Here is a 23,074-nt window from a genome sequence, read left to right on the forward strand (position 1 = left end):
GGTGATGACGGAGCAGTCGTCGTTCGATCAGGTCTTCCGCGGGTACGACCGCGAGCAGGTGGACGGCGCCCTCGCGGCGCTGCGCGCCGAGCTCGACGAGGTGCGGCGCTCGGCCGAGGCGCGCAGCCTCGAGGCAGAGGCTCGCGCGCAGCACTTGAGCGAGGACCTCGACGCGGCCGTCGCCCGCGCCGACCAGGCCGAGGCGCGCATGCTGCGGCTCGCGCAGCAGGTGCAGACGCTCGACGACGACGCCGATGAGGCCGACGAGGACGACTCGAAGGAGGGCCGCCAGACGCGCGTGCGCTTCGCCGAGATCCTGCGCGTCGCGGAGGACCAGGCGTCGTCGCTCGTCGAGAACGCCTCGAGCGCGGCGCAGCGGATCCTCGACGACGCGAACGCCGACCGCTTGGCGCTCCGCCGCGACGCCCAGGAGGAGGCCGCGCGCGTGCTGCAGGAGGCGCAGCACGAGGCCGAGCTCGTCCGCCGCCGCAGCGAGACCGAGCAGACGGCGCACCGCGCCCGCATCGAGACGGAGCTCGGCTCGATCGGCGAGAAGGTCGCGCAGGCCGATCGCGAGGCGCAGGTGCTGCTCGGCGAGGCCGAGCGCGCCGCCGCGGCGCTGCGCGCGCAGGTCACGCGCGAGACCGACGACCTCAAGCTCGACGCCGACCGCATCGTGCGGGAGGCGAAAGCCCGCCGGGTCGAGCTCGACGCTGCGCTCACCCGCCGGCAGGACGACGCGCAGCAGGAGTTCCTGCGGCTGCACAACCAGGCGGTCGCGCACGCCGAGCGCATCACCGCCGACGCGAACGAGAAGGTCGCCTCGGCGCTCGCGCACGCGAAGCACGTCGCCGAGCAGTCCGAGGCGTACGAGCGGCTCTCGAAGGCGCAGGCCGCCCAGATCGAGGCGAGCGCGAAGGCGCGCGCGTCGGCGATGCTCGACGAGGCGCGGCAGCGCGCGCAAGCGATCGTCGACACCGTCACGAAGCACACGAAGGACGTGCTGCGCGACGCCGAGGACCGCGCTCGCGGCCTGCGCTACCAGCAGTCCCAGCTCACGGGCTTCATGGCCGAGGTGCAGTCGCTCATGCACGTCGCCGACGCCGCCGACCCCCGCACGTGGAGCAGCGCCGGCGCCGAGGATCGCGGAGCGGCGACGGTCGCGTCCGACCCGACCGCGGATGCGTCCGGCCAGGCGGCGGATGCGTCCGGCCAGGCGGTGCCGACGGTCGCGGCCGAGGACCGGGCCGTCGTGCCCGACGCCTTCACCGCATCCGCCCCCGTCGTCGACCCGCTCGACGGCCTCGTGCTCGGCTCGCCGATCGAGGCGGAGGCGATCGAGGAGCCCGCGACGCGCGAGGAGGTCGTCGAGGTCGTGTGGCACGAGGACGACGAGGAGTACGACCCCTCGATCGACCGCTGACCGCCGGTTGACCTGCCAGGGACCGAGCGGCTATGCTCGATCCTTGGTGCGCACGCCCGTGCCCACCCGAATGAGCCCTCCACCGGATGGTTGCCCGGCATCGCCGTGCAACACCTCGGAGCGGGATTCACGACCATCCATTCGATCAGTGAGGCACTCATGACTCGCACGTATTCGCCCAAGGCGGCGGAGGTCCAGCACGACTGGATCGTCATCGACGCCACCGACGTGGTCCTCGGCCGCCTGGCCAGCCACGCAGCCGCCATCCTCCGCGGCAAGCACAAGGCGACGTTCGCCCCCCACATGGACATGGGCGACTTCGTCATCGTCGTCAACGCCGAGAAGGTGGCGCTCACGGGCCAGAAGCTCGCGAAGAAGGTCGCCTACCGCCACTCCGGGCAGCCCGGCGGCCTGAAGGCGGTCGGCTACGCGGAGATGCTCGAGCGCTACCCCGTCCGCACCGTCGAGAAGGCGATCCGCGGCATGCTGCCGAAGAACTCGCTCGGCCGCGCCCAGATCAAGAAGCTCAAGGTCTACGCCGGCCCCGAGCACCCGCACGCGGCGCAGCAGCCGACCCCCTACACGTTCGACCAGGTCGCCCAGTAGGGCGCGAGGAGACACCAGACATGGCGAAGATCGCAGACTCCATCGAGGCTCCCGAGAGCTTCTCGACCGAGACGCCGGCGGCTGAGGCTCCCCGCGCGCCCCGCGTCGTCAACATCGGCGGCCAGGCCGTCGGCCGTCGCAAGCAGGCCATCGCCCGCGTGCGGCTCGTCCCCGGCTCCGGCTCGTTCACGGTGAACGGCCGCACGCTCGAGGACTACTTCCCGAACAAGCTGCACCAGCAGCTCATCAACGACCCCTTCGCGCTCCTCGAGCTGCAGGGCTCGTACGACGTGATCGCCCGCATCTCGGGCGGCGGCCCGTCGGGCCAGGCCGGTGCGCTCCGCCTCGGCATCGCCCGCGCGCTCAACGAGATCGACGTCGAGAACAACCGCCCGGAGCTCAAGAAGGCCGGCTTCCTCTCGCGCGACGCGCGCGTCATCGAGCGCAAGAAGGCCGGCCTCAAGAAGGCCCGCAAGGCACCGCAGTACTCGAAGCGCTGATCGATGTCGCGCCTCTTCGGCACGGATGGCGTTCGGGGTCTCGCAGGCCTCGACATCACGGCAGAATCGGCGCTGGCGCTGGCACAGGGCGCCGCACTCGTGCTCGGGCGAACCGCCCGGCAGGAGTCGCGGCGCCCTGTCGCCGTCGTCGCGCGGGACCCCCGGGTCTCGGGTGAGTTCATCGCCGCGGCCGTCTCGGCGGGGCTCGCCTCGAGCGGTGTCGACGTGCTCGACGCCGGCGTGATCACGACCCCAGCCGCCGCCTACCTCGTGCAGGACATCGAGGCCGACTTCGGCGTCATGGTCTCCGCCTCGCACAACCCGGCGCCCGACAACGGCATCAAGTTCTTCGCCCGCGGCGGCCGCAAGTTGCCGGACGCGGTCGAGGACGAGATCGAGCTGGCGCTCGCCGGGGCGCCGCTGCGCCCGATCGGCGCCGAGGTCGGCACGATCCGCCGCTTCTCGGACGCCGAGGACCGCTACCTCGTGCACCTGCTCGGCACGCTCGACGTGAGCCTCGAGGGGCTGCACGTCGCGCTCGACTGCGCGCACGGCGCCGCCGCGGGCGTGAGTCCGCGCGCGTTCGCCGACGCGGGGGCGCGCGTGACCGTGATGGGCAACGACCCCGACGGGCTCAACATCAACCGCGAGGTCGGCTCCACCCACCTCGAGCAGCTGCGCGAGCTCGTCGTCTCGTCGGGCGCCGATCTCGGCATCGCCCACGACGGCGACGCCGATCGCTGCCTCGCGGTCGACGCCGACGGCAAGGTCGTCGACGGCGACCAGATCATGGCGATCCTCGCCCTCTCGGGCAAGCGCCGCGGCCGACTCACCGACGACACGCTCGTCGCGACCGTGATGTCGAACCTCGGCCTGCGGGTGGCGATGGAGCGGCACGGCATCGAGCTCGTGCAGACCGCCGTCGGCGACCGCTACGTGCTCGAGGCGCTCAAGGAGTACGGGCTCGCGCTCGGCGGCGAGCAGTCGGGGCACATCATCTTCTCCCGCTACGCCACGACCGGCGACGGCATCCTGACCGGTCTGCAGATCGCCGCCGAGATGGCGCGCACCGGCAAGCCGCTCAGCGAGCTCGCCGCCGTGATGGAGGTCTACCCGCAGGTGCTCGTCAACGTCTCGGGCGTCGATCGGCTGGGCCTCCGCGGCAACCAGCCGATCGCCGACGCCGTCGCTCGCGCCGAGGCCGAGCTCGGCGCCAACGGGCGCGTGCTGCTGCGCCCCTCCGGCACCGAGAAGATGGTGCGCGTGATGGTCGAGGCGCAGGAGCACCACATCGCGCAGTCGATCGCCGACGAGCTCGCGGAGCTCGTCCGCTCGGAGCTCGCGGTCAGCGCCTAGCGCGACCGCGAGCTCCGGCTCGTCAGTCCTCGTCGCTCGCGAGCGGCCGCTCGAGCCGCAGCTCGCGCGTCGGCTCCGCCGTGCCCTGCCGGTGCTCGCGCCGACGGGCGGCGCGCGCGATGAGGAACAGGATCGTGCCGACGACGACGTAACCGCCGGCGATGACCCACGTCTGCAGGCTCTGCTGCGTCAGGAGCGCGATCGAGGCGATGAGCGCGAGCACCGAGACGATGCGCGGCGTCGTGAAGTGCTTGTGGGCGACCGCGTCCTTCTTGAGCACGAGCACCGAGACGTTCGCCGAGATGAACACGAGCACGAGCAGCAGCACCGTCGTGTCGGCGAGCGTGCCGACGTCCCCGATGAACGACATGGCCATCGTCACGGCGCCCACGACGAGGATCGAGACCCACGGCGTGCGACGGTTCGGCAGCACGGCGCCGAAGGCCCTCGGCAGCAGCTTCGCCTCGGCGAGGCCGTAGGTCGCGCGCGAGGCCATGACGATGAAGAGCAGCGCTCCGTTGCCGATCGCGACGAGCGCGATGACCGCGAAGAGCCACGACGGGAAGGCGAGGCCCGAGGCCTCGATGACCTCGAGCAGCGGCCCCTCGGAGGTCGCGAGCTGGTCGAGCGGCACGACGATCGCGGCGCCGAGCGCGATCAGCAGGTAGACGACACCGGCGGTGAGGATCGCGCCGAAGAGCGCCCGCGGGTAGGAGCGGCTCGGATCCTTCACCTCCTCGGCCATGTTCGCTGCGGCCTCGAAGCCGAGGAACGAGAAGAACGCCGTGATCGTCGCCGCGAAGGCGCCGGAGAGCGGCGGCACCTCCTCGGCGAAGGTCGTGAGGCGCGCGGGCTCGCCGCCGCCCGAGCCGAACACGATCGCCGCCACGACGATGATGATGATGAGTCCCGTCATCTCGACGATCGTCGCGCCGACCTTCGTGATGAGCGACTCGCGCACGCCGCGGAGGTTGACGAGCACGAGCAGCGCGATGAAGCCGATCGCGACGGGGATCGTGGGGATGTCGGGCACGAGCGCCTGCAGGTAGTCGCCCGCGAACGCGTTCGCGAGCGCCGCGGCGGTCGTGATCCCGGCCGCGAGCATGAGGAAGCCGATGAGGAAGGTGACGTAGGGCTTGTCGAACGCGCGCTCGGCGTAGCGGGCGGCGCCGCCCGCGTGCGGGTACTTCGTGATGAGCTCGGCATAGGTGCCCGCGGTGAGCAGGGCGAGCACGAGCGCGAGGATGAGCGGGACCCAGAGGACCCCGCCGACGTCGGCCGCCATGGTGCCGACGAGCGTGTAGATGCCTGCGCCGAGGGTGTCGCCGACGATGGAGAAGAACAGCAGCAGCGTCGTGATGCCGCGCTTCAGCTTCGTCGCGTGACCCGCCGGCTCCGCGGTCGTGGTCGTTGCCATGCGCGACAGCATCCTCCGGGCGACCCGGGAGGTCGCCCGGCCGCGGCTAGGCCTCGAGCGCGCGCGCCCGGAAGGCGGCGACGTTCGTGCGCGACTGGCAGCGCGTCGAGCAGAACCGGCGCGAGCGGTTGCGCGAGAGGTCGAAGAACATCCGCTCGCAGCGCACGTCGGCGCAGCGCCGGCACCGCTCGAGGTCGTCGAGGCGCACGAGGTCGCCGAGCGCCATTGCCGCGTCGACCGCGATCGCGTCGGCGAGCGAGGCACCGTGCGGCAGCCCGTGCAGATGCCAGTCGAAGTCGTCGTGGCGCACGAGCCGAGGGCGCGCGTTCGCCTCCTCGAAGATGCGGTTGACCATCCTCGCGACCGCGTCGCGCTCGCCGTCCCACATGCGCTCGACCTGGTCGATCCTGCGCCACGTCGCCTCGAGGTCGGTGCGCGTCGCGCCGCTCGCGCCCGGGAAGCCCCACGCGGCGCACACCTCGCGGAGGCTCACCGCCGTCTCGAGCTCCGCGTCGCGGCGCCGGTTGCAGACGTCCGCGATGAACTCGAGCGAGTGGACGAGCTCCTTGGGATAGGGCAGCGACACTGGTTGACCTCGGTTAGGATCGCGACTGTCAGGCCCGACGGTCGTGACACCGTGCCGTCGTGAGCACGATGCTAACCGAGACAGGGGCCCCGCCGATGCACGCTCGTCGATCGATCGGCCTCGCCTTCGCGCTCGCGAGCGCGGCATCCTTCGGCATCTCCGGCATCCTCGCCTCCTCGCTCCTCGACGCGGGGTGGACCTCCGGCGCCGTCACGACCGTGCGCATCACCGGCGGCGCGCTCGTGCTGCTGCCCCCGACGCTGTGGCTGCTGCGCGGTCGGTGGGATGCGGTGGCCCGGTCGTGGAAGGAGGTGCTCGTGCTCGGCGTGCTCGCGATCGCGCTGTGCCAGCTCGCGTTCTTCAGCGCCGTCGCCTACATCCAGCCCTCGCTCGCGCTCCTCATCGAGTTCCTCGGCCCGGTGCTGCTCGTCTTCGCGACGTGGGCGGTCACGCGCCGCGCGCCGGCGTGTCTCACCCTCGCGGGCGCGGGGGTGGCGCTCGTCGGCCTCGCGCTCATCTCGGGCGTCGGCGGCGACGCGCTGCACCCGATCGGCGTGCTGCTCGCGCTCGGCTCGGCGATCGGCAACGCCGCCTACTGGGTCGTCGCGTCGAAGCCTGACTCCGAGCTGCACCCCATCGCGCTCGCGGGCCTCGGCATGGTCGTCGGCGCGATCGTCCTCGGCGCCGCGTCGATCTCGGGGCTGCTGCCGTTCGAGGCGACCGCCGAGCCGGTCGTGCTCGGCGGTGCGACGGTGCCGATGTGGGTCGCGGTCGGTCTCGTCGTGCTCGTCTCGACCGCCGCCGCCTACGTGCTCGGCATCCTCGGCGGCCGCCGGCTCGGCGCGACCCTCGCGAGCTTCGTCGGCTACTCCGAGACGATGTTCGCGATCGTCTGGACCGCGCTGCTGCTGTGGATCCTGCCGACGCCGCCGCAGCTGCTCGGCGCGGCCGCGATCATCGCGGGCGTCGTGCTCGTGCGGCTCGGCCAGACCGGGCGCTCGCGAGCGGCCCGCTCGCCGAACGTCGTGGAGGGCGTGCCCGCACCGTAGCGCGCGGCCCCGAGCGGTCACTTCCGCCCGTGAGCGGTCAGCTCGGCGCGTGAGCGGTCAGCTCCGCGCGTGAGCGGTCAGTTCGGCGCGTGAGCGGTCAGCTCGGCGGAGCCGGGTCTCGATACGCCGCCTTCGGCAGCTACTCGACCTGCGGGGGTGGGGCTACACCTTCCGCAGCAGCACCGAGCGGATCGTGTGGTCGTCGTCCTTCCGCAGCACGAGGTCGGCGCGCGACCGCGTCGGCAGGATGTGCTCGACGAGGTTCGGGCCGTTGATCGAGTCCCAGATGTCCTGGGAGTACGCGCGCGCCTGCGCATCCGTCATGTCCGCGAAGCGGTGGAAGTACGACTGCGGGTCCTGGAACGCGGTCGCCTTGAGGGTGAAGAAGCGCTCGATGTACCACTCCCGGATCGCGCGCGTGCGCGCATCCACGTAGACCGAGAAGTCGAACAGGTCGGAGACCGCGAGGTGCGAGCCCGTCGGCGGCGGCTGCAGCACGTTGAGCCCCTCGACGATGAGGATGTCGGGGCGCCGCACGACGATCTCCTCGCCCGGCACGATGTCGTAGGAGAGGTGCGAGTAGACGGGCGCGCGCACCTCGGCCTCGCCCGACTTCACCCGGGTCACGAACTGCAGCAGCGCGCGCCGGTCGTACGACTCGGGGAAGCCCTTGCGCCCCATGATGCCGCGCTGCTCGAGCACGCGGTTGGGGTGCAGGAAGCCGTCGGTCGTCACGAGGTCGACGCGCAGCTCGCCCTGCCAGCGGCCGAGCAGCTCCTTGAGCAGCCGCGCGGTCGTCGACTTGCCGACCGCGACGGAGCCGGCGACGCCGAGCACGAAGGGGGTCGGATGCGTCGGGGCGCCCAGGAACTCGGTCGTCTCGCGGTGCAGGCGGGCGGCGGAGTCGCGGTAGAGGCTGATGAGCTTCGACAGCGGGAGGTAGACCTCGGCCACCTCGCGCAGCTCGAGCCGGTCGCCCGTGCCGCGGATGCGCCGCACCTCGGCCTCGGTGAGCGGGTCGGGCACGTGCGGGGCGAGCCTCGCCCAATCGGCGCGGTCGATCTCGACGAACGGCGAGCTGATCGGGTGCGACATCGAGCGCGACTCTACCGCCGGTAGGATCGAGGGCATGTGTGGAATCGTCGGATACACGGGTGAGCGCGGCACGGTCGATGTGCTGCTCGAGGGGCTGTCGCGGCTCGAGTACCGCGGCTACGACAGCGCCGGGGTGTCCGTCATCGACGGCGAGCACATCGCGCTGCGCAAGAAGGGCGGCAAGCTCGCCGTGCTGCGCGCGAGCCTCGAGGACGCGCCGCTGCCCGCGTCGGCGACCGGCATCGGCCACACGCGCTGGGCGACGCACGGCGGCCCGACCGACGAGAACGCGCACCCGCACATCGGCGACGACGGTCGGCTCTCGCTCATCCACAACGGCATCATCGAGAACTTCGCCGAGCTCCGTGCCGAGCTCGAGGCGGCCGGCGAGGCGTTCGCGAGCGAGACCGACACCGAGGCGGCCGCGAAGCTGCTGGGCCGCGCCTACCGCGAGACCGGCGACCTGACGGCCGCGATGCGCCAGGTCGTGAAGCGCCTCCACGGCCAGTTCACCCTGCTCGCGATGCACGCCGAGCAGCCGGGCGTCGTCGTCGGCGCCTCCCACAACTCGCCGCTGCTCGTCGGCTACGGCGAGGGCGAGCACTTCCTCGGCAGCGACGTGAGCGCCTTCGTGAAGTTCACGCCGAGCGCCGCCGCCCTCGACAACGACCAGATCGTCACGATCACGCGCGACAGCGCATCCGTCACCGACTTCGACGGCAACGCCGTCGAGCCCAAGCGCTTCGAGGTGAGCTGGGATGCGTCGGCCGCCGAGAAGGGCGGCTGGAACTCCTTCATGGCGAAGGAGATCTCCGAGGGCCCCGAGGCCGTCGAGAACACCATGCGCGGCCGCCTCGCCGACTCGCGCGTCGAGCTCGACCTCGGCGCGCTCGACGACGAGGTGCTGCGCTCGATCGACCGCATCGTGATCGTCGCGTGCGGCACCGCCAACTACTCGGGCCTCGTCGGCAAGTACGCGATCGAGACCTGGGCCCGCGTGCCCGTCGAGGTCGACCTCGCGCACGAGTTCCGCTACCGCGACCCCGTGCTCGACGAGCGCACGCTCGTCATCTCGATCTCGCAGTCGGGCGAGACGATGGACACGAAGATGGCCGTGCAGCACGCGAAGGCGCAGGGCGCGCGCACGCTCTCGATCTGCAACACGCAGGGCGCGACGATTCCGCGCGAGTCGGAGGCGGTGCTCTACACGCACGCCGGCCCGGAGGTCGCGGTCGCGTCGACGAAGGCGTTCCTCGCGCAGGTCATCGGCCAGCTGCTCTTCGGCCTCCACCTCGCGCGCGTGCGCGGCACGATGGCCGACGAGGCGATCGCCGAGGTCATCGCCGAGATGCGCGAGCTGCCCGCCGAGCTGCGCCAGGTGCTCGCCGAGCAGGAGGCCGTGCACGAGCTCGCGCACTGGATGGCCGACAGCCGCTCGGTGCTCTTCCTCGGCCGCCACGTGGGCTACCCCGTCGCGCTCGAGGGCGCGCTCAAGCTCAAGGAGATCAGCTACATCCACGCTGAGGGCTTCGCCGGCGGCGAGCTCAAGCACGGCCCGATCGCGCTCATCGAGCCCGGCCAGGTCGTCTTCGTCGTCGTGCCGAGCCCGCGCAACGAGCCGCTCCTGCACTCGAAGATCGTCTCGAACATCCAGGAGATCCGCGCGCGCGGCGCCCGCGTCATCGTCGTCGCCGAGGCGGGCGACGCGGCGGTGCTGCCGTACGCCGACGTCGTGCTGCGCGTGCCGCTCACGCTGCCGATGCTCGAGCCCGTGCTGCAGGTCGTGCCGCTGCACATCTTCGCGCTCGAGCTCGCAACCGCGAAGGGCCTCGACGTCGACCAGCCGCGGAACCTCGCGAAGTCCGTCACGGTCGAGTGACGCTCGGCAGCTGAACGGGCGCGGATGAGCGGGGTCGGCTCGTGATCGTGGGGCTCGGCGTCGACGTCGTCGACGTCGCCCGCTTCGAGCGCGCCGTCACGCGCACGCCCGCGCTCAAGCCGCGGCTCTTCGCGCCCGAGGAGCTCGTCCGCGGCGACGGGCAGGAGCGCGGGCTCCACTCGCTCGCCGCGCGCTTCGCCGCGAAGGAGGCGGCGATCAAGGCGCTCGGCGCGCACGCCGGGATGCGGTGGGTCGACCTCGTGGTCGTGCCGTCGCCCGAGGGGGATCCCGAGCTCGAGGTGCGCGGCACCGCTGCGGCGCGGGCCGCGGCGATCGGCGCCCGGCGGCTGCACCTCTCGATGAGCCACGACGGCGGCGTCGCGACCGCGACCGTCATCGCGGAGGACTGATGCGCGCCGAGGTCGATGCCGCGGCGATCGCGGCGAACGTGCGCGCGCTCGCCGCCCGCGTCGGCGTGCCGGTGCTCGGGGTCGTGAAGGCCGAGGGCTACGGGCACGGCGCGCTCGGCTCGGCGCGGGCGATGCTCGACGGCGGCGCCGCGATGCTCGGGGTCGTCGACCTCGCGGAGGCCGTCGCGCTGCGCGACGCGGGCGTCGACGCGCCGCTGCTCTCGTGGCTGCACGGGCCGCGCACCGACTTCCGCATCGCCGCGCGGCGCGGCATCGAGGTCGCGGTCTCGTCGATCGCGCAGCTCGAGGCGGCCGCCGATGCGGGCGCGACGATCCACCTCAAGCTCGACACGGGCCTCGGCCGCAACGGCGTCGCGCGCGGCGACCGCGCGGCCGCCCTCGCTCGCGCGGTCGAGCTCGTCCGCGGTGGCGCGCGCGTGCGCGGGCTCATGTCGCACCTCGCCGGCTCGAGCCGCGAGGACGACCTCGCGCAGGCCGCCGACTTCGCGACCGCGGCCGCCGACGCCGAGCCGCTCAACATCGAGCTGCGGCACCTCGCGGCCTCCGCGGCCGCGCTCGCCCTGCCCGAGGCGCGCTTCGACATGGTGCGCCTCGGCATGGCGGCCTACGGCGTCGATCCCGCGGGCCCCGGCGCGGGCGACGGCGCGGCCGCGGCAGCGCTGGGCCTGCGGCCCGCGATGCGGGTGACCGCGACGTTCCGCGACGGCGTCGCCGAGGGCGGGCTCGACGCGGGCCTCCTGCCGGCGGTCGGCGCCCCGGTGCGCGTCGGCGATGAGCTCGCGCGCGTCGCGGCGGTCACCGCGGGCGCCCTCCGCATCGAGCCGCCGCTCACGGGCGAGGGCGTGCTCTTCGGCGACCCCGCGGCGGGCGAGCCGAGCGCCGACGCGTGGGCGCTCGCGGCCGGCACCATCACCTACGAGGTCGTGACGCGGATGGGTTCGCTCGCCCTCGGCGCGCACGTCACGGCTCCCGATCCCGCGCTCGCGCCGCGGCGCGCGCTCGAGCTCGGGCTCGACGGCACGCCGCAGCGGCTCCTCGGCGAGCTCGTGGGCGTCAAGCGCGTCGAGGCGGGACTCGGTGTCTCCTACGGCGGCGAGCACGTCACCGAGCGCCCCACGACGCTCGCGCTCGTGGGCCTCGGCTACGCCGACGGCGTGACGCGCGCCGCGAGCGGCCGGCTGGTGGTGCTCCGAGGCGGGGCCGAGCCCATCCGCGGGCGGGTCGCGATGGACCAGGTCGTGCTCGACATCGGCGACCGCCTCGCGGCCGTCGGCGACCCCGTCTCGATCGAGCACGCATCCGCCCCCGAGCTCACCGGCATGATCGGCCCGCGCGTCGCGGTCGAGGTCGCGGGGGACGTGCCCGACGCCGACGCGATGGAGGTGCTCGGCGAGCGCATCGGGAGGAGCCTCGTCGCGGGCGACGCGGTGCTGCTCATCGGCCCGCTCGGAGCGGGCAAGACGACGCTCACGCGCGGCATCGGCCGGGCGCTCGGCGCGCGCGGCACGGTGCAGAGCCCCACGTTCGTCATCGCCCGCACGCACCGCACCGAGGCCGGCCCCGACCTGCAGCACGTCGACGCCTACCGGCTCGGCGACGAGGGGAGCGAGGCGCAGCTCGACGACCTCGACCTCGACCTCGACGGCGCGATCACGGTCGCCGAGTGGGGCGCGCCGCTCGAGCACGCGCTCGAGTCGTGGCTGCGGGTCGAGATCGAGCGGCCGGAGGCCGGCCCAGGGGAGGACGACATGGACGACGAGGCGGATGCGCCGCGACACGTGCGCTTGAGCGGTCACGGCCCCGCGTGGGACGCCGCGCGGCTGCGCGCGCTCGCGTTCGAGGGAGCGGCGCGATGATCCTCGCGATCGACACCTCGCTCGGCACCGCGGTCGCGGTGCTCGACGGCGACGACATCGTCTTCGAACAGCGCTCCGACGACCGGCGCGGGCACGCGGAGCGGCTCGGGCCGATGCTCGAGCGCGCGCTCGAGGGGCGCAGGGGCGCGATCGAGCTCGTCGTCGCGGGCATGGGGCCAGGCGCGTTCACGGGGCTGCGGGTCGGCATCGCCGCCGCCCGGGCGACGGCGATGGGGCTCGGCGTGCGCTGCCTCGGCGTCGCGAGCCACCTCGGTGCGACGAGCGGCGACGCGCAGGTCACGACCGACGTCCGCCGGCGCGAGCGCGCGTGGAGCATCGTCGCGGGCGGCGCCGTCGTCGACGGGCCGCACCTCGCGCCCGCCGACGCCGTGCCCGCGCCCGGGGGCCAGCACGCGGGCCTGACGCGCATCGACGCCGAGGCGATCGACGCGGGCCTGCTCGCGCGCGCCGCCGCGCGCGGCGCCGCCGAGGTGACCGAGGCGCTCTACCTCCGCGAGGCCGACGCGGTGCCCTCGGCGGGCCCGAAGCGGGTGTCGCAGTGACCGCAGACCTCCCCGAGGCGGGCGTGCGCATCCGCACCGCCGACGCCGCCGACCTCGACGCGATCATGGCGCTCGAGCGCGCCTCGTTCGGCGCGAGCGCGTGGGAGGCAGGGACGATGCGCGCCGAGATCGCGAGCGAGTGGGGCCGCTACCTCGCCGCGGTCGAGCCCGGCGGGCGGCTCGTCGGCTACGCCGGGCTGCGCGCCGTGGGCGTCGAGGGCGACGTGCAGACGATCGCGGTCTCGGCGGATGCTCGCGGCCGCGGCGTCGGGCGCGCGCTGCTCGCCGAGCTGCTCGCCGAGGCGGAGCGCCGCGGCGTGCAGGAGCTCTTCCTCGAGGTGCGCGCCGACAATCCCGTCGCGCGCGGTCTCTACGAGTCGGTCGGCTTCCGCGAGATCGGGGTGCGGCCGCGCTACTACCAGCCGGAGGACGTGGATGCCGTGGTGATGAAGCGGGAGACGCGATGACCGAGCGCGCACCGGTCGTGCTCGGCATCGAGACGAGCTGCGACGAGACGGGCGTCGGCATCGTGCGCGGCACGGAGCTGCTCGCGAACCGCATCGCGTCGTCGATGGAGCTGCACGCGCGCTTCGGCGGCGTCGTGCCCGAGATCGCCGCTCGCGCCCACCTCGAGCAGATGCAGCCGACGATCCTCGCGGCGCTCGACGACGCATCCATGACCCTCGACGACATCGACGCGATCGCCGTGACGGCGGGGCCCGGCCTCGCGGGTGCCCTCATGGTGGGGATCGGCGCCGCGAAGGGCCTCGCGACCGCGCGGGAACTGCCGCTCTACGGCGTCAACCACCTCGTCGGCCACGTCGCCGCCGACGTGCTCTCGGGCGAGCCGCTCGAGCTGCCGACCGTCGCGCTGCTCGTCTCGGGCGGCCACACGTCGCTCCTGCTCGTGCGCGACCTCGCCGGCGACGTCGAGCTGCTCGGCGAGACGATCGACGACGCCGCCGGGGAGGCGTTCGACAAGACCGCGCGCCTGCTCGGGCTCAGCTATCCCGGCGGGCCCTCGATCGACGCCGCCGCGGTCGGCGGCGACCCCCACGCGATCCGCTTCCCCCGCGGCCTCACGGCGCCGAAGGATCGCGAGCGGCACCGCTTCGACTTCTCCTTCTCGGGGCTCAAGACCGCCGTCGCGCGGCACGTCGAGCGCGCCGAGGCGGCGGGGGAGGCGCTGCCGATCGCCGACGTCGCGGCGAGCTTCCGCGAGGCGGTCGTCGACGTGCTCGTCGCGAAGGCGCTCGACGCGTGCGCCGAGCTCGGCATCCCGCGGCTGCTGCTCGGCGGCGGCGTCGTCGCCAACCGCCGCTTGCGCGAGGTCGCCGCCGAGCGCGCCGCCGCGCAGGGCGTCGACCTGCGGATCCCGCCGCTCGACCTCTGCACCGACAACGGCGCGATGATCGCCGCCGTCGGGGCGATGCTCGTTGCGCGCGGCGACGCCCCGAGCCCGGCGGGATTCGCCGCCGAGTCGACGCTCGACGCGGGCACGGTGCAGGTGTGAGCGCGGTGCAGGTCACCGACGCACCGCACAGGCGCGACTGGCAGGATCGGAGTCGAGACGGAGGAGGCGCAGCATGAGCCAGGCCGCGTGGCAGCAGCAGGGGTGGGGTGCCCCGGCGCCGACCCAGCCCGCCCCCGGACCGCAGCCGACGGCGTGGAGTGCGCCGACGCATCCGGGACCCACCACGAGCACCCTCGCGGTGCTCGCCATCATCGCTGCCGCGTGCGGCGCCACGATCCTACCGGGCATCGGCTCGATCGCGGCGATGATCATGGGCGCGATCGCGCTCGGCCGGATCAGGCGCACCGGCGAGGACGGCCGGCTGCTCGCCATCTGGGCGATCATCCTCGGCGCCGTGACGATCGTCGCGATGCTCTCGGCGACGATCACCGGCATCGCGATGATCGTGCAGCTCGCCGAGCAGGTGCAGCCGGGCCTCTAGGCGATACGTTGATCACGCGCATCCGCGCGCGTGCCAAGGAGGAGCCCGTGACCGACCAGTTCTCGCAGGCCGACGACCGATTCCGTCGGCCCGACCAGGAGGGCGCCGAGCCCCAGGCCGGCGAGCAGCCCACCGCGGACTTCGGGCAGCAGGCGGCGCAGCCGGCCTACGACCCGCAGCCCGACGCCCCCGCGTACGGGCAGCAGGAGTCGGGCTTCGGCCAGCCGCCCGCCTACGGGCAGCAGCCGTCGTTCGGTGACCAGGGCCAGCCGTTCACGCAGCAGCCCTACGGCCAGCCGGCCCCGCAGGGCGAGGCCTACGGCCAGTCGGCTCCCGCGACGGGGTACGGGCAGCAGCCCTACGGCGAGCAGGCCGGCTACGGCCAGCCGGCGCAGCCCGCCTACGGCCAGCCGGCGCCCGCCTACGGCGAGCAGGCTCCCGCCTCCGGCGAGCAGGCTCCCGCCTACGGCGGTGAGCAGTCGCCGTACGGCCAGCAGCAGCCCTACGGCAGCGCGCCGGCCTACGGCCAGCAGCCCGCCTACGGCCAGCAGCCGGCGTACGGCCAGCAGCCCTACGGTGCCGACTCGGGCGGCTACGGCCAGGCGCCCGCCTACGGCGACGCCGCCGCCGGCGGCTACGCGCCCGCCGCCTACGCCGCGCCCGGCGAGAAGAAGCTCAAGGGGATCACCGTCTGGGCGCTCGTGCTCTCGGGGCTCGGCCTCCTGCTCTCGTTCGTCTTCGGGCTCGGCCTCCTGCCCGCGCTCGTCGGCGCGATCCTCGGCTTCGTCGCGATCCGCAAGAACCCCGAGGGCAAGCCGTGGCCGCTCGTCGCGGGCATCGTCGGCGCCGTCGCGGTCGTGATCTCGATCATCGTGGGCGTCGTCAACCTCATCCGCATCGCGCAGTGGATCGAGTACTACTCGATCATGGGCGGTTGAGCGAGCCCGCTCTTCCGCGGCCGGCGCGCGGCGCGCGCCGGCTGAGCGACCTCACGTGGGTCGCGCTCATCCTCTCGGGACTCGGCCTCGCTCTCGCGTTCATGAGCGGGGCGGGGCTCCCCGTCGCCGCCGGAGGCGCCGCCTGCGGGCTCTTCGCCCTCCGGCGGCGCCCCGACGACCGCCCGTGGCCGTACGTCGCGGTCGCGGCGGGATCGGTCGGCACGGTGCTCGGGCTCATCCTCGCGATCGTGACGGCGGTCGAGTGGCTGCCGGTGCTGCCGGGGATGCTCGTCGGCTGACCGCCGCAGCTCCGCTCAGGCGCGGTCGGCGAGGATCGCGCGGTGGCGGCCGCCCACGCGCGTCGCGAAGAGCGTCGCCCGCTCCTCGCCCTTGAGCTTGAGCCGCTTGCGCAGCGCGGCGGGGTCGACGTCGGCGCCGCGCTTCTTGATCTCGAGCTCGCCGATGCCGAGCTGCCGCAGCCGCTGCGCGATCCGCCGCTCGTCGAGCGGGAGCGTCTCGCGCACGCGGAACGCCTGCGCGAGCGGCGTCTCGACGAGCGCGTCGCCCGTGAGGTAGGCGATGCCCTCGCTGACGCTCCGGGCGCCGAGCCGCTCGGCGAGCGTGCCGATGAGCTCTGCGCGGATGACCGAGCCCGCCGGTTCGAAGAGCCACTCGCCGAGCTCGCCGGGCTCCGGATGCGTCGGCGCACCCACGAGCTCCTCTGCCACGCCGTCGCCGAGCACGAGGGCGCTGCGCCGGGCGGCGGGACGGGCCAGGGCACCGGTCCACACGACCGCCTCGACGGTCTCGAGGCCGTCGGTGACCCATTGGTGCTCGGCGTCCGGCGGCAGCAGGGCGCGGTCGATGCCCGGCGCGAGCTTGACGCCCGCCGGCTGCGCCGCGGCGCGCGCGAAGACCCGGTCGAGCGAGGGCGACCAGTCGGCGGGGTCGCGCAGCCGGCTCGCGCCCTCGCGCCGCGCCGGGTCGAACCAGAGCGCCTCGGCGTCGGTGGGCGTCTCGAGGGCGTCGCCGTGCACGACGGTCGCGTGCCAGGCCGCGAGGTTGAAGGCGGCGATCGCGGCGGTCACCTCGTCGCGCTCGACTGCGGTCACCCCGAGCCCGAGCGTCGCGAACGCGAGCGCGTCGGCGCCGATCCCGCACCCGAGGTCGGCGACCGAGACGATGCCGGCCGCGCGCATCCGGCCCGCGTGGTGCGCGGCGACCCGCAGCCGCGTCGCCTGCTCGAGCCCGGCCTCGGTGAAGAGCATCCCCTGCGCGAACTCCCCGAACTTCGCGCGCGCGCGGCGGCGCAGCCGCGCTTGGCTCAGAACGGTCGCGACGAGCAGCGGGTCGTGCCCCTCGGCGCGCAGGCGCGCGACCTCCCGCACGACGTCGGCGCCGTCGAGGCCCGCCTCCGCGCGGTCGAGCAGCGCGAGGCCCTCCTTCGACAGCAGGAGTCGCAGCGCATCGGCGTCCATCGCTCTCATCCAACACCACGGCTGGCTCGCGAACCCCGGTCGGTTGGCACTCATGTTGACCGAGTGCCAACTCTCCGCCTAGTCTTGGAGCGGCGCCCGGCATGACCGGGCGCGCCCCAGAGTCTGACAAGAAAGAGGCAACCGTGTCGGTTTCCATCAAGCCGCTCGAGGACCGCATCGTCATCAAGCAGGTCGAGGCAGAGACGACCACTGCAAGCGGTCTCGTCATCCCTGACACCGCCAAGGAGAAGCCCCAGGAGGGCGAGGTCGTGGCGGTCGGCCCCGGCCGCATCGACGACAACGGCAACCGCGTGCCGATCGACGTGAACGTCGGCGACAAGGTGCTCTACTCCAAGTACGGCGGCACCGAGGTCAAGTTCGGCGCAGACGAGTACCTCGTGCTCTCGGCTCGCGACGTGCTCGCGATCGTCGAGCGCTGAGCCAGCACTGAACGCAGCGGCGGCGCCCCTTCGGGGGCGCCGCCCTTCGCGATTGAAGGGGACGATGCCCGAGCAGCGCACCACCGGCGTCTGGTACGCCGTCTTCGCCTACGCCTTCTGGGGCGTGGTCCCCGTCTACCTGCAGCTCACGAAGGGCATCGACGGCTTCGAGCTCATCGGCTGGCGAGTGCTCGCCTCCGTCGCGGTCGGCGTCGGCCTCGTCGCGATGACGCGCGGCTGGGCGCGCATGCGGGCGATCCTGCGCAACCGGCGCGACACCTGGACGCTCGTGCTCGCGGGCCATGCGGTGCTCGTCAACTGGACCGCCTTCATCGTCGCGGTGCTCTCCGACAAGGTGCTCGAGACGAGCCTCGGCTACTTCCTCAACCCGCTCGTCTCGGTCGTGCTCGCGGTGCTCTTCCTCGGCGAGCGGCTCCGGCCGGCGCAGTGGGTCGCCGTCGGCCTCGGCGCGGTGGGCGTGCTCGTCATGGTCATCGGCTACGGCGAGGTGCCGTGGTTCGGCCTCACGGTCGCGCTCTCGTTCGGCGTCTACGGACTCATCAAGAAGCGCGTCGGGGGATCGGTGGATGCGCTGTCGGGCTTCACGATCGAGACCACGGCCGTGATCCCCGCCTCGCTCGTCATGCTCGCGGTCGCCGTGAGCATCAACGGGGTGACGGTCGGCGCGGCGGGCCCGGTCGGCATCTGGGCGACGGTCGGCCTCGGGCTCGTGACGGCCCTGCCGCTGCTCGCCTTCTCCGCCGCCGCGCGACGCATCTCGCTCACCGCGCTCGCCTTCACGCAGTACCTCGCGCCGATCATCTCCTTCCTCTTCGGCGCCTTCGTCATGCTCGAGCCGATGCCGCTCGAGCGCTGGATCGGCTTCGCGCTCGTGTGGCTCTCGCTCGTGCTCGTCTCGATCGACCTCGTCGTCGGGCGCTTCCGGCGCCCACGCCCCTTACCGCCCGCAGCCTGATCGCCGCTCAGGTGCGGCCGAGGAATGGCCGTGGCCGCGCGCAAGCGGGCCCGCGTGCGCCAAGACCGTTACCAGGACGTAACGCGGACGCGCCGAAATCGGCGCGATGCTCGCTTACTGTGGTGCAAACGCGCGCGCCAGCGCGCGTCCCACGCAATTGAGGAGCACAATGCAGTCCTTCCTTCGCACCAAGGGGCCCAAGCCCCGGCGCTTCGCGGCGCTCGGCGCCGCGACCGCCGGCGTGCTGCTGCTCGCCGCATGTTCCGGCGGCGGCGGCGGCGCCGCCACGCCGTCGGGCTCGGCCGGACCCGAGGGCAACGGCGAGGTCGACACGGAGTTCGTGGTCGGCACGATCCTGCCCCAGACGGGCAACCTCGCCTTCCTCGGCCCGCCCGAGTTCGCGGGCGTCGACCTCGCGGCGGCCGATCTCGAGGCCGCCGGCTTCGAGTTCACGATCGACGTGCAGCACCGCGACTCGGGTGACACGACGACCGACATCGCGACGGCCTCGGCGGGCGAGCTGATCTCCGCCGGTGCGGACGTCGTCGTCGGCGCGGCGTCGTCCGGCGTGTCCTTCACGTTCATCGACCAGCTGATCGACGCGGGCGTCGTGCAGATCTCGCCGGCGAACACCTCGCCCGACTTCTCGGACTACCCGGACGACGGGTTCTACTGGCGCACCGCTCCGTCCGACGTGCTGCAGGGCCGCGTGCTCGGCAACCTCATGACGGGCGACGGCGCGGCGAGCGTGGGCTTCATCACGATCAACGACCCGTACGGCACCGGTCTGCAGGAGAACGCGGCGATGGCGGTCGAGGCGGCCGGCGGCACCGTGACCGGCAGCGTCCTCTACAACCCGGGCGACACGAACTTCACGACGCAGGTGCAGGAGATCATGGCGGGCCAGCCCGACGCGATCGCCATCATCGCCTTCGCCGAGACGGCGCAGATCGTGCCGGAGCTCGTGACGCAGGGCTTCCCGGCCTCGGGCATGTACTTCGTCGACGGCAACCTGTCGAACGACTACAACTTCCCCGAGGGCACGCTCGACGGCGCGAAGGGCACGCTCCCCGGCAACCCCGCCGACGAGACGTTCCGCGACCGCCTGCTCGAGCAGGACCCCAACCTGCAGGACTTCTCGTACGGCCCGGAGTCGTACGACGCGGTCATCCTCGCGGCCCTCGCGGCCGCGCAGGGCGGCAGCGCCGACGCGGAGACGATCCGCGACAACCTGCAGTCGGTCTCCGAGGGCGGCACGAAGTGCACCGACGTCGCGGAGTGCCTGCAGCTGATCGCCGACGGCGAGGACATCGACTACGACGGTCCCTCGGGCCCGATCGAGTTCGACGAGAACGGCGACCCGACCGAGGCGTACATCGGCATCTACCAGTACGGTGCCGACAACCAGTACACCTTCCTGAACGCGGAGTTCGGCTCGCTCAACGAGTGATCTGACGCGCTCGAGGAGGGCTCCGCTGCGGCGGGGCCCTCTTCGCGTCTCCGCCCGCGCCCGCTCGCTGAGCCGCCTCTCCCGCTCGCTTGAGCCGCCTCTCCCGCCTGCTGAGCCGCTCCGCGCGCGCAGCGCGCAGAGCGTGTCGAAGCGCACCGGCGACTCGCTCCCACGATGAAGGCCCCCGCAGCAGCGGGGGCCTTCATCGTCGATCCGGGCCTACGGCCCCTTCGGCTCCTCCGTCACGACCGGCGGAGCGGTCGTCGTGGCGACGTCGGGCGTGGGCTCGACCGTCGCCTGCGACGACGTGCGAGCCTTCTCCTCGACGTCCGTCGCGAGCGTGCCGAGGTAGAGCTGGATGACCTTCGGGTCGTTCAGCATCTCGCGGCCGGTGCCCGTGTACGCATCCTTGCCCTGGTCGAGCACGTACGCGCGGTGCGCGATCTGCAGGCAGCGCCTGGCGTTCTGCTCGACCATCACGATCGTCACGCCGTGGCTGTTGATCTCGGCGACCCGCAGGAACGTCTCGTCCTGGCGCACGGGGCTCAGGCCTGCGCTCGGCTCGTCGAGCAGCAGCACCGCGGGGTCCATCATGAGCGCGCGACCCATCGCGACCATCTGGCGCTCGCCGCCGGAGAGGCTGCCCGCGCGCTGCTTGCGCCGCTTCACGAGCTCGGGGAAGAGCGCGCCGACGAACTCGAAGCGCTCCTTGAACATCTTCGGCTCCTGGAAGAGCCCCATCTCGAGGTTCTCCTCGATCGTGAGCGACGGGAACACGTTGTTGTTCTGCGGCACCATGCCGACGCCCTTGCTCACGAGCCTGTCGGCCTTGAGCCCGGTGATGTCGTCGCCGTTCAGCAGCACCGACCCCTCGCGGATGTTCACCTGGCCGAAGACGGCCTTGAGCAGCGTCGACTTGCCGGCGCCGTTCGGGCCGATGATGCCGATGAGGTCGCCCTGGTTGGCGACGATCGAGCAGCCGTTGAGGATGTTGACGCCCGGCAGGTAGCCGGCCACCAGGTCCTTGGTCTCGAGCACCGGAGTGGTCGTGGCACCGGTCGTGGTCATCGCTGGCCCTCCTCGTCGTCGGTCGTGACCCGCGTCGCGCCGCCGGTGCTGGTCTCCGTGCCGGATCCGGCGGTGTCGGATGCCTCGGGGTCGACCGGCACCTCCTCCTCGGCGTCCTCGTGGATCTGCGCGACCTGCTGGTTCGTCAGCGTGCCGAGGTCGGTGTCGTGGTGCGCGCCGAGGTATGCGTCGACCACGGCCTGGTCCTGCATGATCGTCTCGGGCGGGCCCTCGGCCACGACCTTGCCCTCGGCCATCACGATCACCCAGTCGGAGATGTGGCGCACCATGTGCATGTCGTGCTCGACGAAGAGCACGGTCATGCCCTCCGCCTTGAGTCCCTTGACGTGGTCGAGCAGCGACTGCGTGAGCGCCGGGTTGACGCCTGCCATCGGCTCATCGAGCATCACGAGGCTCGGCTCGCTCATGAGCGCGCGCGCCATCTCGAGCAGCTTGCGCTGCCCGCCCGAGAGCGACGCGGCGTAGTCCTCGCGCTTCGCGTCGAGCTTGAAGCGCTCGAGCAGCGCGTCGGCGCGCTCGGTGTTCGCCTGCTCCTGCTTCGCCCACAGCGGCTTCAGCAGCGCCGCGAAGATGCCCTCGCCGCGCTGGTCCCGCGCGCCGAGCAGCATGTTCTGCAGCACGGTCAGCCGCCCGAGCGACTTCGTGAGCTGGAACGTGCGCACCATGCCGCGCCGGGCGACCTTGTGGCTCGGCACGTGCGCGAGCGACTGGCCGTCGAACGACCACGAGCCCTTGTTCGGCCGGTCGAAGCCGGTGAGCAGGTTGAAGAACGTCGTCTTCCCCGCGCCGTTGGGGCCGATGAGCGCCGTGATCATGCCGCGCGGGATCTCGACGTGCTCGACGTCGACGGCCGTGAGGCCGCCGAACTGGCGCACGACCCCGTCGGCGACGACGATCGGGTCGACCTTCTTGCAGCCCGGGCCGACCTCTCCGTCGACGAGCGGGTGCGTGGTGGGAGGCGTGGTCGTGTCAGACATTGAACGACAGCTCCTTCTTGTTGCCGAGGATGCCCTGTGGTCTGAAGATCACCAGGACCATCAGTGCGATGCCGATGAGCACGAACCGGATCTGCCCTGCCTGCGAGCCCGACATGTCGCCGAAGACCCCCATGCCGTGGAGCAGGTTGATGACGCCGCCCGTGAACGAGAGCAGCACCCAGAAGAGGATCGAGCCGAGCAGCGGCCCGAACACGGTCGCCGCTCCGCCCAGCAGGAGGGCCGTCCAGATGTAGAACGTCATCGTGGTGGCGAAGTTGTCGGGCTGCACGGCTCGAGGCAGCACGAACATCACGCCGGCGACCGCGCCGAGCACGCCGCCGAGCACGAGCGCCTGCATCTTGTAGCCGTAGACGTTCTTCCCGAGCGAGCGCACCGCATCCTCGTCCTCGCGGATGCCCTTGATGACGCGGCCCCACGGGCTGCGCATGAGGAGCCAGACGAGCACGAGCGCGACGATCACGAGCGACCACGCGACGATGCGAACCCAGGTGTCGTACGCCGTGGCCGTCCACGGCCCGAACCCGTACGTCGTGCCGGTGAGCGGGTTCATCGCGTCGAAGTCGCCCTTGTAGTCCGCGCCACGGAGGCCCTGGGAGCCGCCCGTGATGGCGGTGAGGTCCTGCGTGCGCACGGAGAAGCGGATGATCTCGGCCGCCGCGATCGTGACGATCGCGAGGTAGTCGCCGCGGAGCCGGAGCGTCGGGATGCCGAGGATGAGCGCGAAGATCACCGCCGCGACGACGGCCACGAGCACCGCCGCGATGAAGGAGAGCCACACGGGCCAGCCGAGGGTCGCGGTCGGGTCGACCATCATCGTGAAGATCGCGAACGCGTACGCGCCGATCGCCATGAAGCCCGCCTGGCCGAAGTTCAGCAGGCCGGAGTAGCCGAAGTGGATGTTGAGGCCAATCGTCGCGAGCGCGAACGCGGCGGTGGTGGGCGAGAGGATCTCGCTGGCGGCGGAGTTGATGATGGAGAGGAAGTCCATG

Annotated in this window: 24 protein-coding genes; 17 read left to right on the forward strand and 7 right to left on the reverse strand. The window is 72.7% G+C overall.

The annotated features are described in order from the left end of the window. Positions 1-4 precede the first annotated feature (4 nt). From H508_RS16170 to glmM, 4 genes are all read left to right on the forward strand, one after another. The gene (locus H508_RS16170) at positions 5-1,423 is read left to right on the forward strand and encodes a coiled-coil domain-containing protein (RefSeq protein ID WP_051223383.1); all 1,419 of its coding nucleotides are present in this window, start codon (positions 5-7) and stop codon (positions 1,421-1,423) included. A 159-nt stretch (positions 1,424-1,582) separates the two neighbouring features. Continuing rightward, positions 1,583-2,029, forward strand: a complete 447-nt coding sequence (gene rplM, locus H508_RS0111995) for a 50S ribosomal protein L13 (RefSeq protein ID WP_026374230.1) — start codon at positions 1,583-1,585, stop codon at positions 2,027-2,029. 20 nt (positions 2,030-2,049) lie between these two features. Continuing rightward, a complete protein-coding gene (gene rpsI, locus H508_RS0112000) occupies positions 2,050-2,529 on the forward strand; it encodes a 30S ribosomal protein S9 (protein WP_026374231.1) in 480 nt (159 codons plus the stop codon). A gap of 3 nt (positions 2,530-2,532) precedes the next feature. Then, positions 2,533-3,885: a phosphoglucosamine mutase gene (gene glmM, locus H508_RS0112005; RefSeq protein WP_026374232.1), complete on the forward strand. Its 1,353-nt coding sequence runs from the start codon at positions 2,533-2,535 to the stop codon at positions 3,883-3,885. A gap of 22 nt (positions 3,886-3,907) precedes the next feature. Here glmM and H508_RS16175 read toward each other — a convergent pair whose 3' ends face one another. Both H508_RS16175 and H508_RS17870 read right to left on the reverse strand, forming a co-directional pair. Then, entirely contained in the window at positions 3,908-5,302 is a 1,395-nt protein-coding gene (locus H508_RS16175; protein ID WP_084155311.1) for an APC family permease, read from the reverse strand. Positions 5,303-5,348: 46 nt separating this feature from the next. Continuing rightward, on the reverse strand, positions 5,349-5,888 hold the full coding sequence (locus H508_RS17870) for a CGNR zinc finger domain-containing protein (protein WP_051223385.1): 540 nt from the start codon (positions 5,886-5,888) through the stop codon (positions 5,349-5,351). A gap of 95 nt (positions 5,889-5,983) precedes the next feature. Between H508_RS17870 and H508_RS16185 the strand changes: the two genes are divergently transcribed. Next, complete coding sequence (locus H508_RS16185; RefSeq protein ID WP_035254976.1) at positions 5,984-6,937, forward strand: EamA family transporter; 954 nt, start codon at positions 5,984-5,986, stop codon at positions 6,935-6,937. Between the two features lie 162 nt (positions 6,938-7,099). Here the strand turns inward: H508_RS16185 and coaA are convergent, their stop codons facing one another. Continuing rightward, positions 7,100-8,032 carry a type I pantothenate kinase gene (coaA, locus tag H508_RS0112025; RefSeq protein ID WP_026374233.1) on the reverse strand — a complete coding sequence of 311 codons (933 nt, stop codon included), beginning with the start codon at positions 8,030-8,032 and terminating at the stop codon, positions 7,100-7,102. 34 nt (positions 8,033-8,066) lie between these two features. On the opposite strand from coaA, the gene glmS reads away from it, so the two are divergent. The 9 genes from glmS (at position 8,067) to H508_RS0112070 (ending at position 15,953) form a co-directional block, all read left to right on the forward strand. Next, complete coding sequence (gene glmS / locus H508_RS0112030; protein WP_026374234.1) at positions 8,067-9,911, forward strand: glutamine--fructose-6-phosphate transaminase (isomerizing); 1,845 nt, start codon at positions 8,067-8,069, stop codon at positions 9,909-9,911. 41 nt (positions 9,912-9,952) lie between these two features. Further along, positions 9,953-10,321 (forward strand): holo-ACP synthase, encoded by a 369-nt coding sequence (locus tag H508_RS0112035; RefSeq protein ID WP_026374235.1) that lies wholly within the window; start codon positions 9,953-9,955, stop codon positions 10,319-10,321. Beyond that, a complete protein-coding gene (gene tsaE / locus H508_RS17995; protein WP_051223389.1) occupies positions 10,321-12,198 on the forward strand; it encodes a tRNA (adenosine(37)-N6)-threonylcarbamoyltransferase complex ATPase subunit type 1 TsaE in 1,878 nt (625 codons plus the stop codon). The genes H508_RS0112035 and tsaE overlap by 1 nt, the downstream gene beginning before the upstream one ends. Next, entirely contained in the window at positions 12,195-12,761 is a 567-nt protein-coding gene (gene tsaB / locus H508_RS0112045; protein WP_026374236.1) for a tRNA (adenosine(37)-N6)-threonylcarbamoyltransferase complex dimerization subunit type 1 TsaB, read from the forward strand. The genes tsaE and tsaB overlap by 4 nt, the downstream gene beginning before the upstream one ends. Beyond that, the gene (gene rimI / locus H508_RS0112050; RefSeq protein WP_342663275.1) at positions 12,758-13,228 is read left to right on the forward strand and encodes a ribosomal protein S18-alanine N-acetyltransferase; all 471 of its coding nucleotides are present in this window, start codon (positions 12,758-12,760) and stop codon (positions 13,226-13,228) included. The genes tsaB and rimI overlap by 4 nt, the downstream gene beginning before the upstream one ends. Then, on the forward strand, positions 13,225-14,274 hold the full coding sequence (gene tsaD / locus H508_RS0112055; RefSeq protein ID WP_026374238.1) for a tRNA (adenosine(37)-N6)-threonylcarbamoyltransferase complex transferase subunit TsaD: 1,050 nt from the start codon (positions 13,225-13,227) through the stop codon (positions 14,272-14,274). The genes rimI and tsaD overlap by 4 nt, the downstream gene beginning before the upstream one ends. A gap of 73 nt (positions 14,275-14,347) precedes the next feature. Beyond that, positions 14,348-14,716, forward strand: a complete 369-nt coding sequence (locus H508_RS16905; RefSeq protein WP_051223391.1) for a DUF4190 domain-containing protein — start codon at positions 14,348-14,350, stop codon at positions 14,714-14,716. Between the two features lie 47 nt (positions 14,717-14,763). Then, a complete protein-coding gene (locus tag H508_RS16910; RefSeq protein ID WP_156906075.1) occupies positions 14,764-15,654 on the forward strand; it encodes a hypothetical protein in 891 nt (296 codons plus the stop codon). Continuing rightward, positions 15,651-15,953 (forward strand): hypothetical protein, encoded by a 303-nt coding sequence (locus tag H508_RS0112070; RefSeq protein WP_026374239.1) that lies wholly within the window; start codon positions 15,651-15,653, stop codon positions 15,951-15,953. Before H508_RS16910 ends, H508_RS0112070 begins: the two co-directional genes overlap by 4 nt. Before the next feature lie 15 nt (positions 15,954-15,968). Here the strand turns inward: H508_RS0112070 and H508_RS0112075 are convergent, their stop codons facing one another. Further along, positions 15,969-17,132, reverse strand: coding sequence for a class I SAM-dependent methyltransferase (locus H508_RS0112075; RefSeq protein WP_026374240.1), 1,164 nt, complete (start codon positions 17,130-17,132; stop codon positions 15,969-15,971). Between the two features lie 143 nt (positions 17,133-17,275). Here H508_RS0112075 and groES point away from each other — a divergent pair, with 143 nt between their 5' ends. The 3 genes from groES to H508_RS0112090 all read left to right on the forward strand — a co-directional run bounded on the left by groES (position 17,276) and on the right by H508_RS0112090 (position 19,998). Continuing rightward, a complete protein-coding gene (groES, locus tag H508_RS0112080; RefSeq protein ID WP_026374241.1) occupies positions 17,276-17,572 on the forward strand; it encodes a co-chaperone GroES in 297 nt (98 codons plus the stop codon). A 64-nt stretch (positions 17,573-17,636) separates the two neighbouring features. Then, the gene (gene rarD / locus H508_RS0112085) at positions 17,637-18,548 is read left to right on the forward strand and encodes an EamA family transporter RarD (RefSeq protein ID WP_035254978.1); all 912 of its coding nucleotides are present in this window, start codon (positions 17,637-17,639) and stop codon (positions 18,546-18,548) included. 169 nt (positions 18,549-18,717) lie between these two features. Then, complete coding sequence (locus tag H508_RS0112090) at positions 18,718-19,998, forward strand: ABC transporter substrate-binding protein (RefSeq protein WP_026374243.1); 1,281 nt, start codon at positions 18,718-18,720, stop codon at positions 19,996-19,998. Positions 19,999-20,217: 219 nt separating this feature from the next. Here the strand turns inward: H508_RS0112090 and H508_RS16205 are convergent, their stop codons facing one another. Genes H508_RS16205 through H508_RS0112105 form a run of 3 tightly spaced genes read right to left on the reverse strand, consistent with a single transcriptional unit; the run spans position 20,218 to position 23,073 of the window. Continuing rightward, complete coding sequence (locus H508_RS16205; RefSeq protein WP_084155313.1) at positions 20,218-21,066, reverse strand: ABC transporter ATP-binding protein; 849 nt, start codon at positions 21,064-21,066, stop codon at positions 20,218-20,220. Next, complete coding sequence (locus H508_RS16210; RefSeq protein ID WP_084155314.1) at positions 21,063-22,064, reverse strand: ABC transporter ATP-binding protein; 1,002 nt, start codon at positions 22,062-22,064, stop codon at positions 21,063-21,065. The genes H508_RS16205 and H508_RS16210 overlap by 4 nt, the downstream gene beginning before the upstream one ends. Further along, on the reverse strand, positions 22,057-23,073 hold the full coding sequence (locus tag H508_RS0112105; protein ID WP_026374244.1) for a branched-chain amino acid ABC transporter permease: 1,017 nt from the start codon (positions 23,071-23,073) through the stop codon (positions 22,057-22,059). The genes H508_RS16210 and H508_RS0112105 overlap by 8 nt, the downstream gene beginning before the upstream one ends. Position 23,074: the final 1 nt, after the last annotated feature.

Source organism: Agrococcus lahaulensis DSM 17612 (assembly GCF_000425105.1).
In the GTDB taxonomy this organism is placed as follows: Bacteria; Actinomycetota; Actinomycetes; order Actinomycetales; family Microbacteriaceae; genus Agrococcus; species Agrococcus lahaulensis.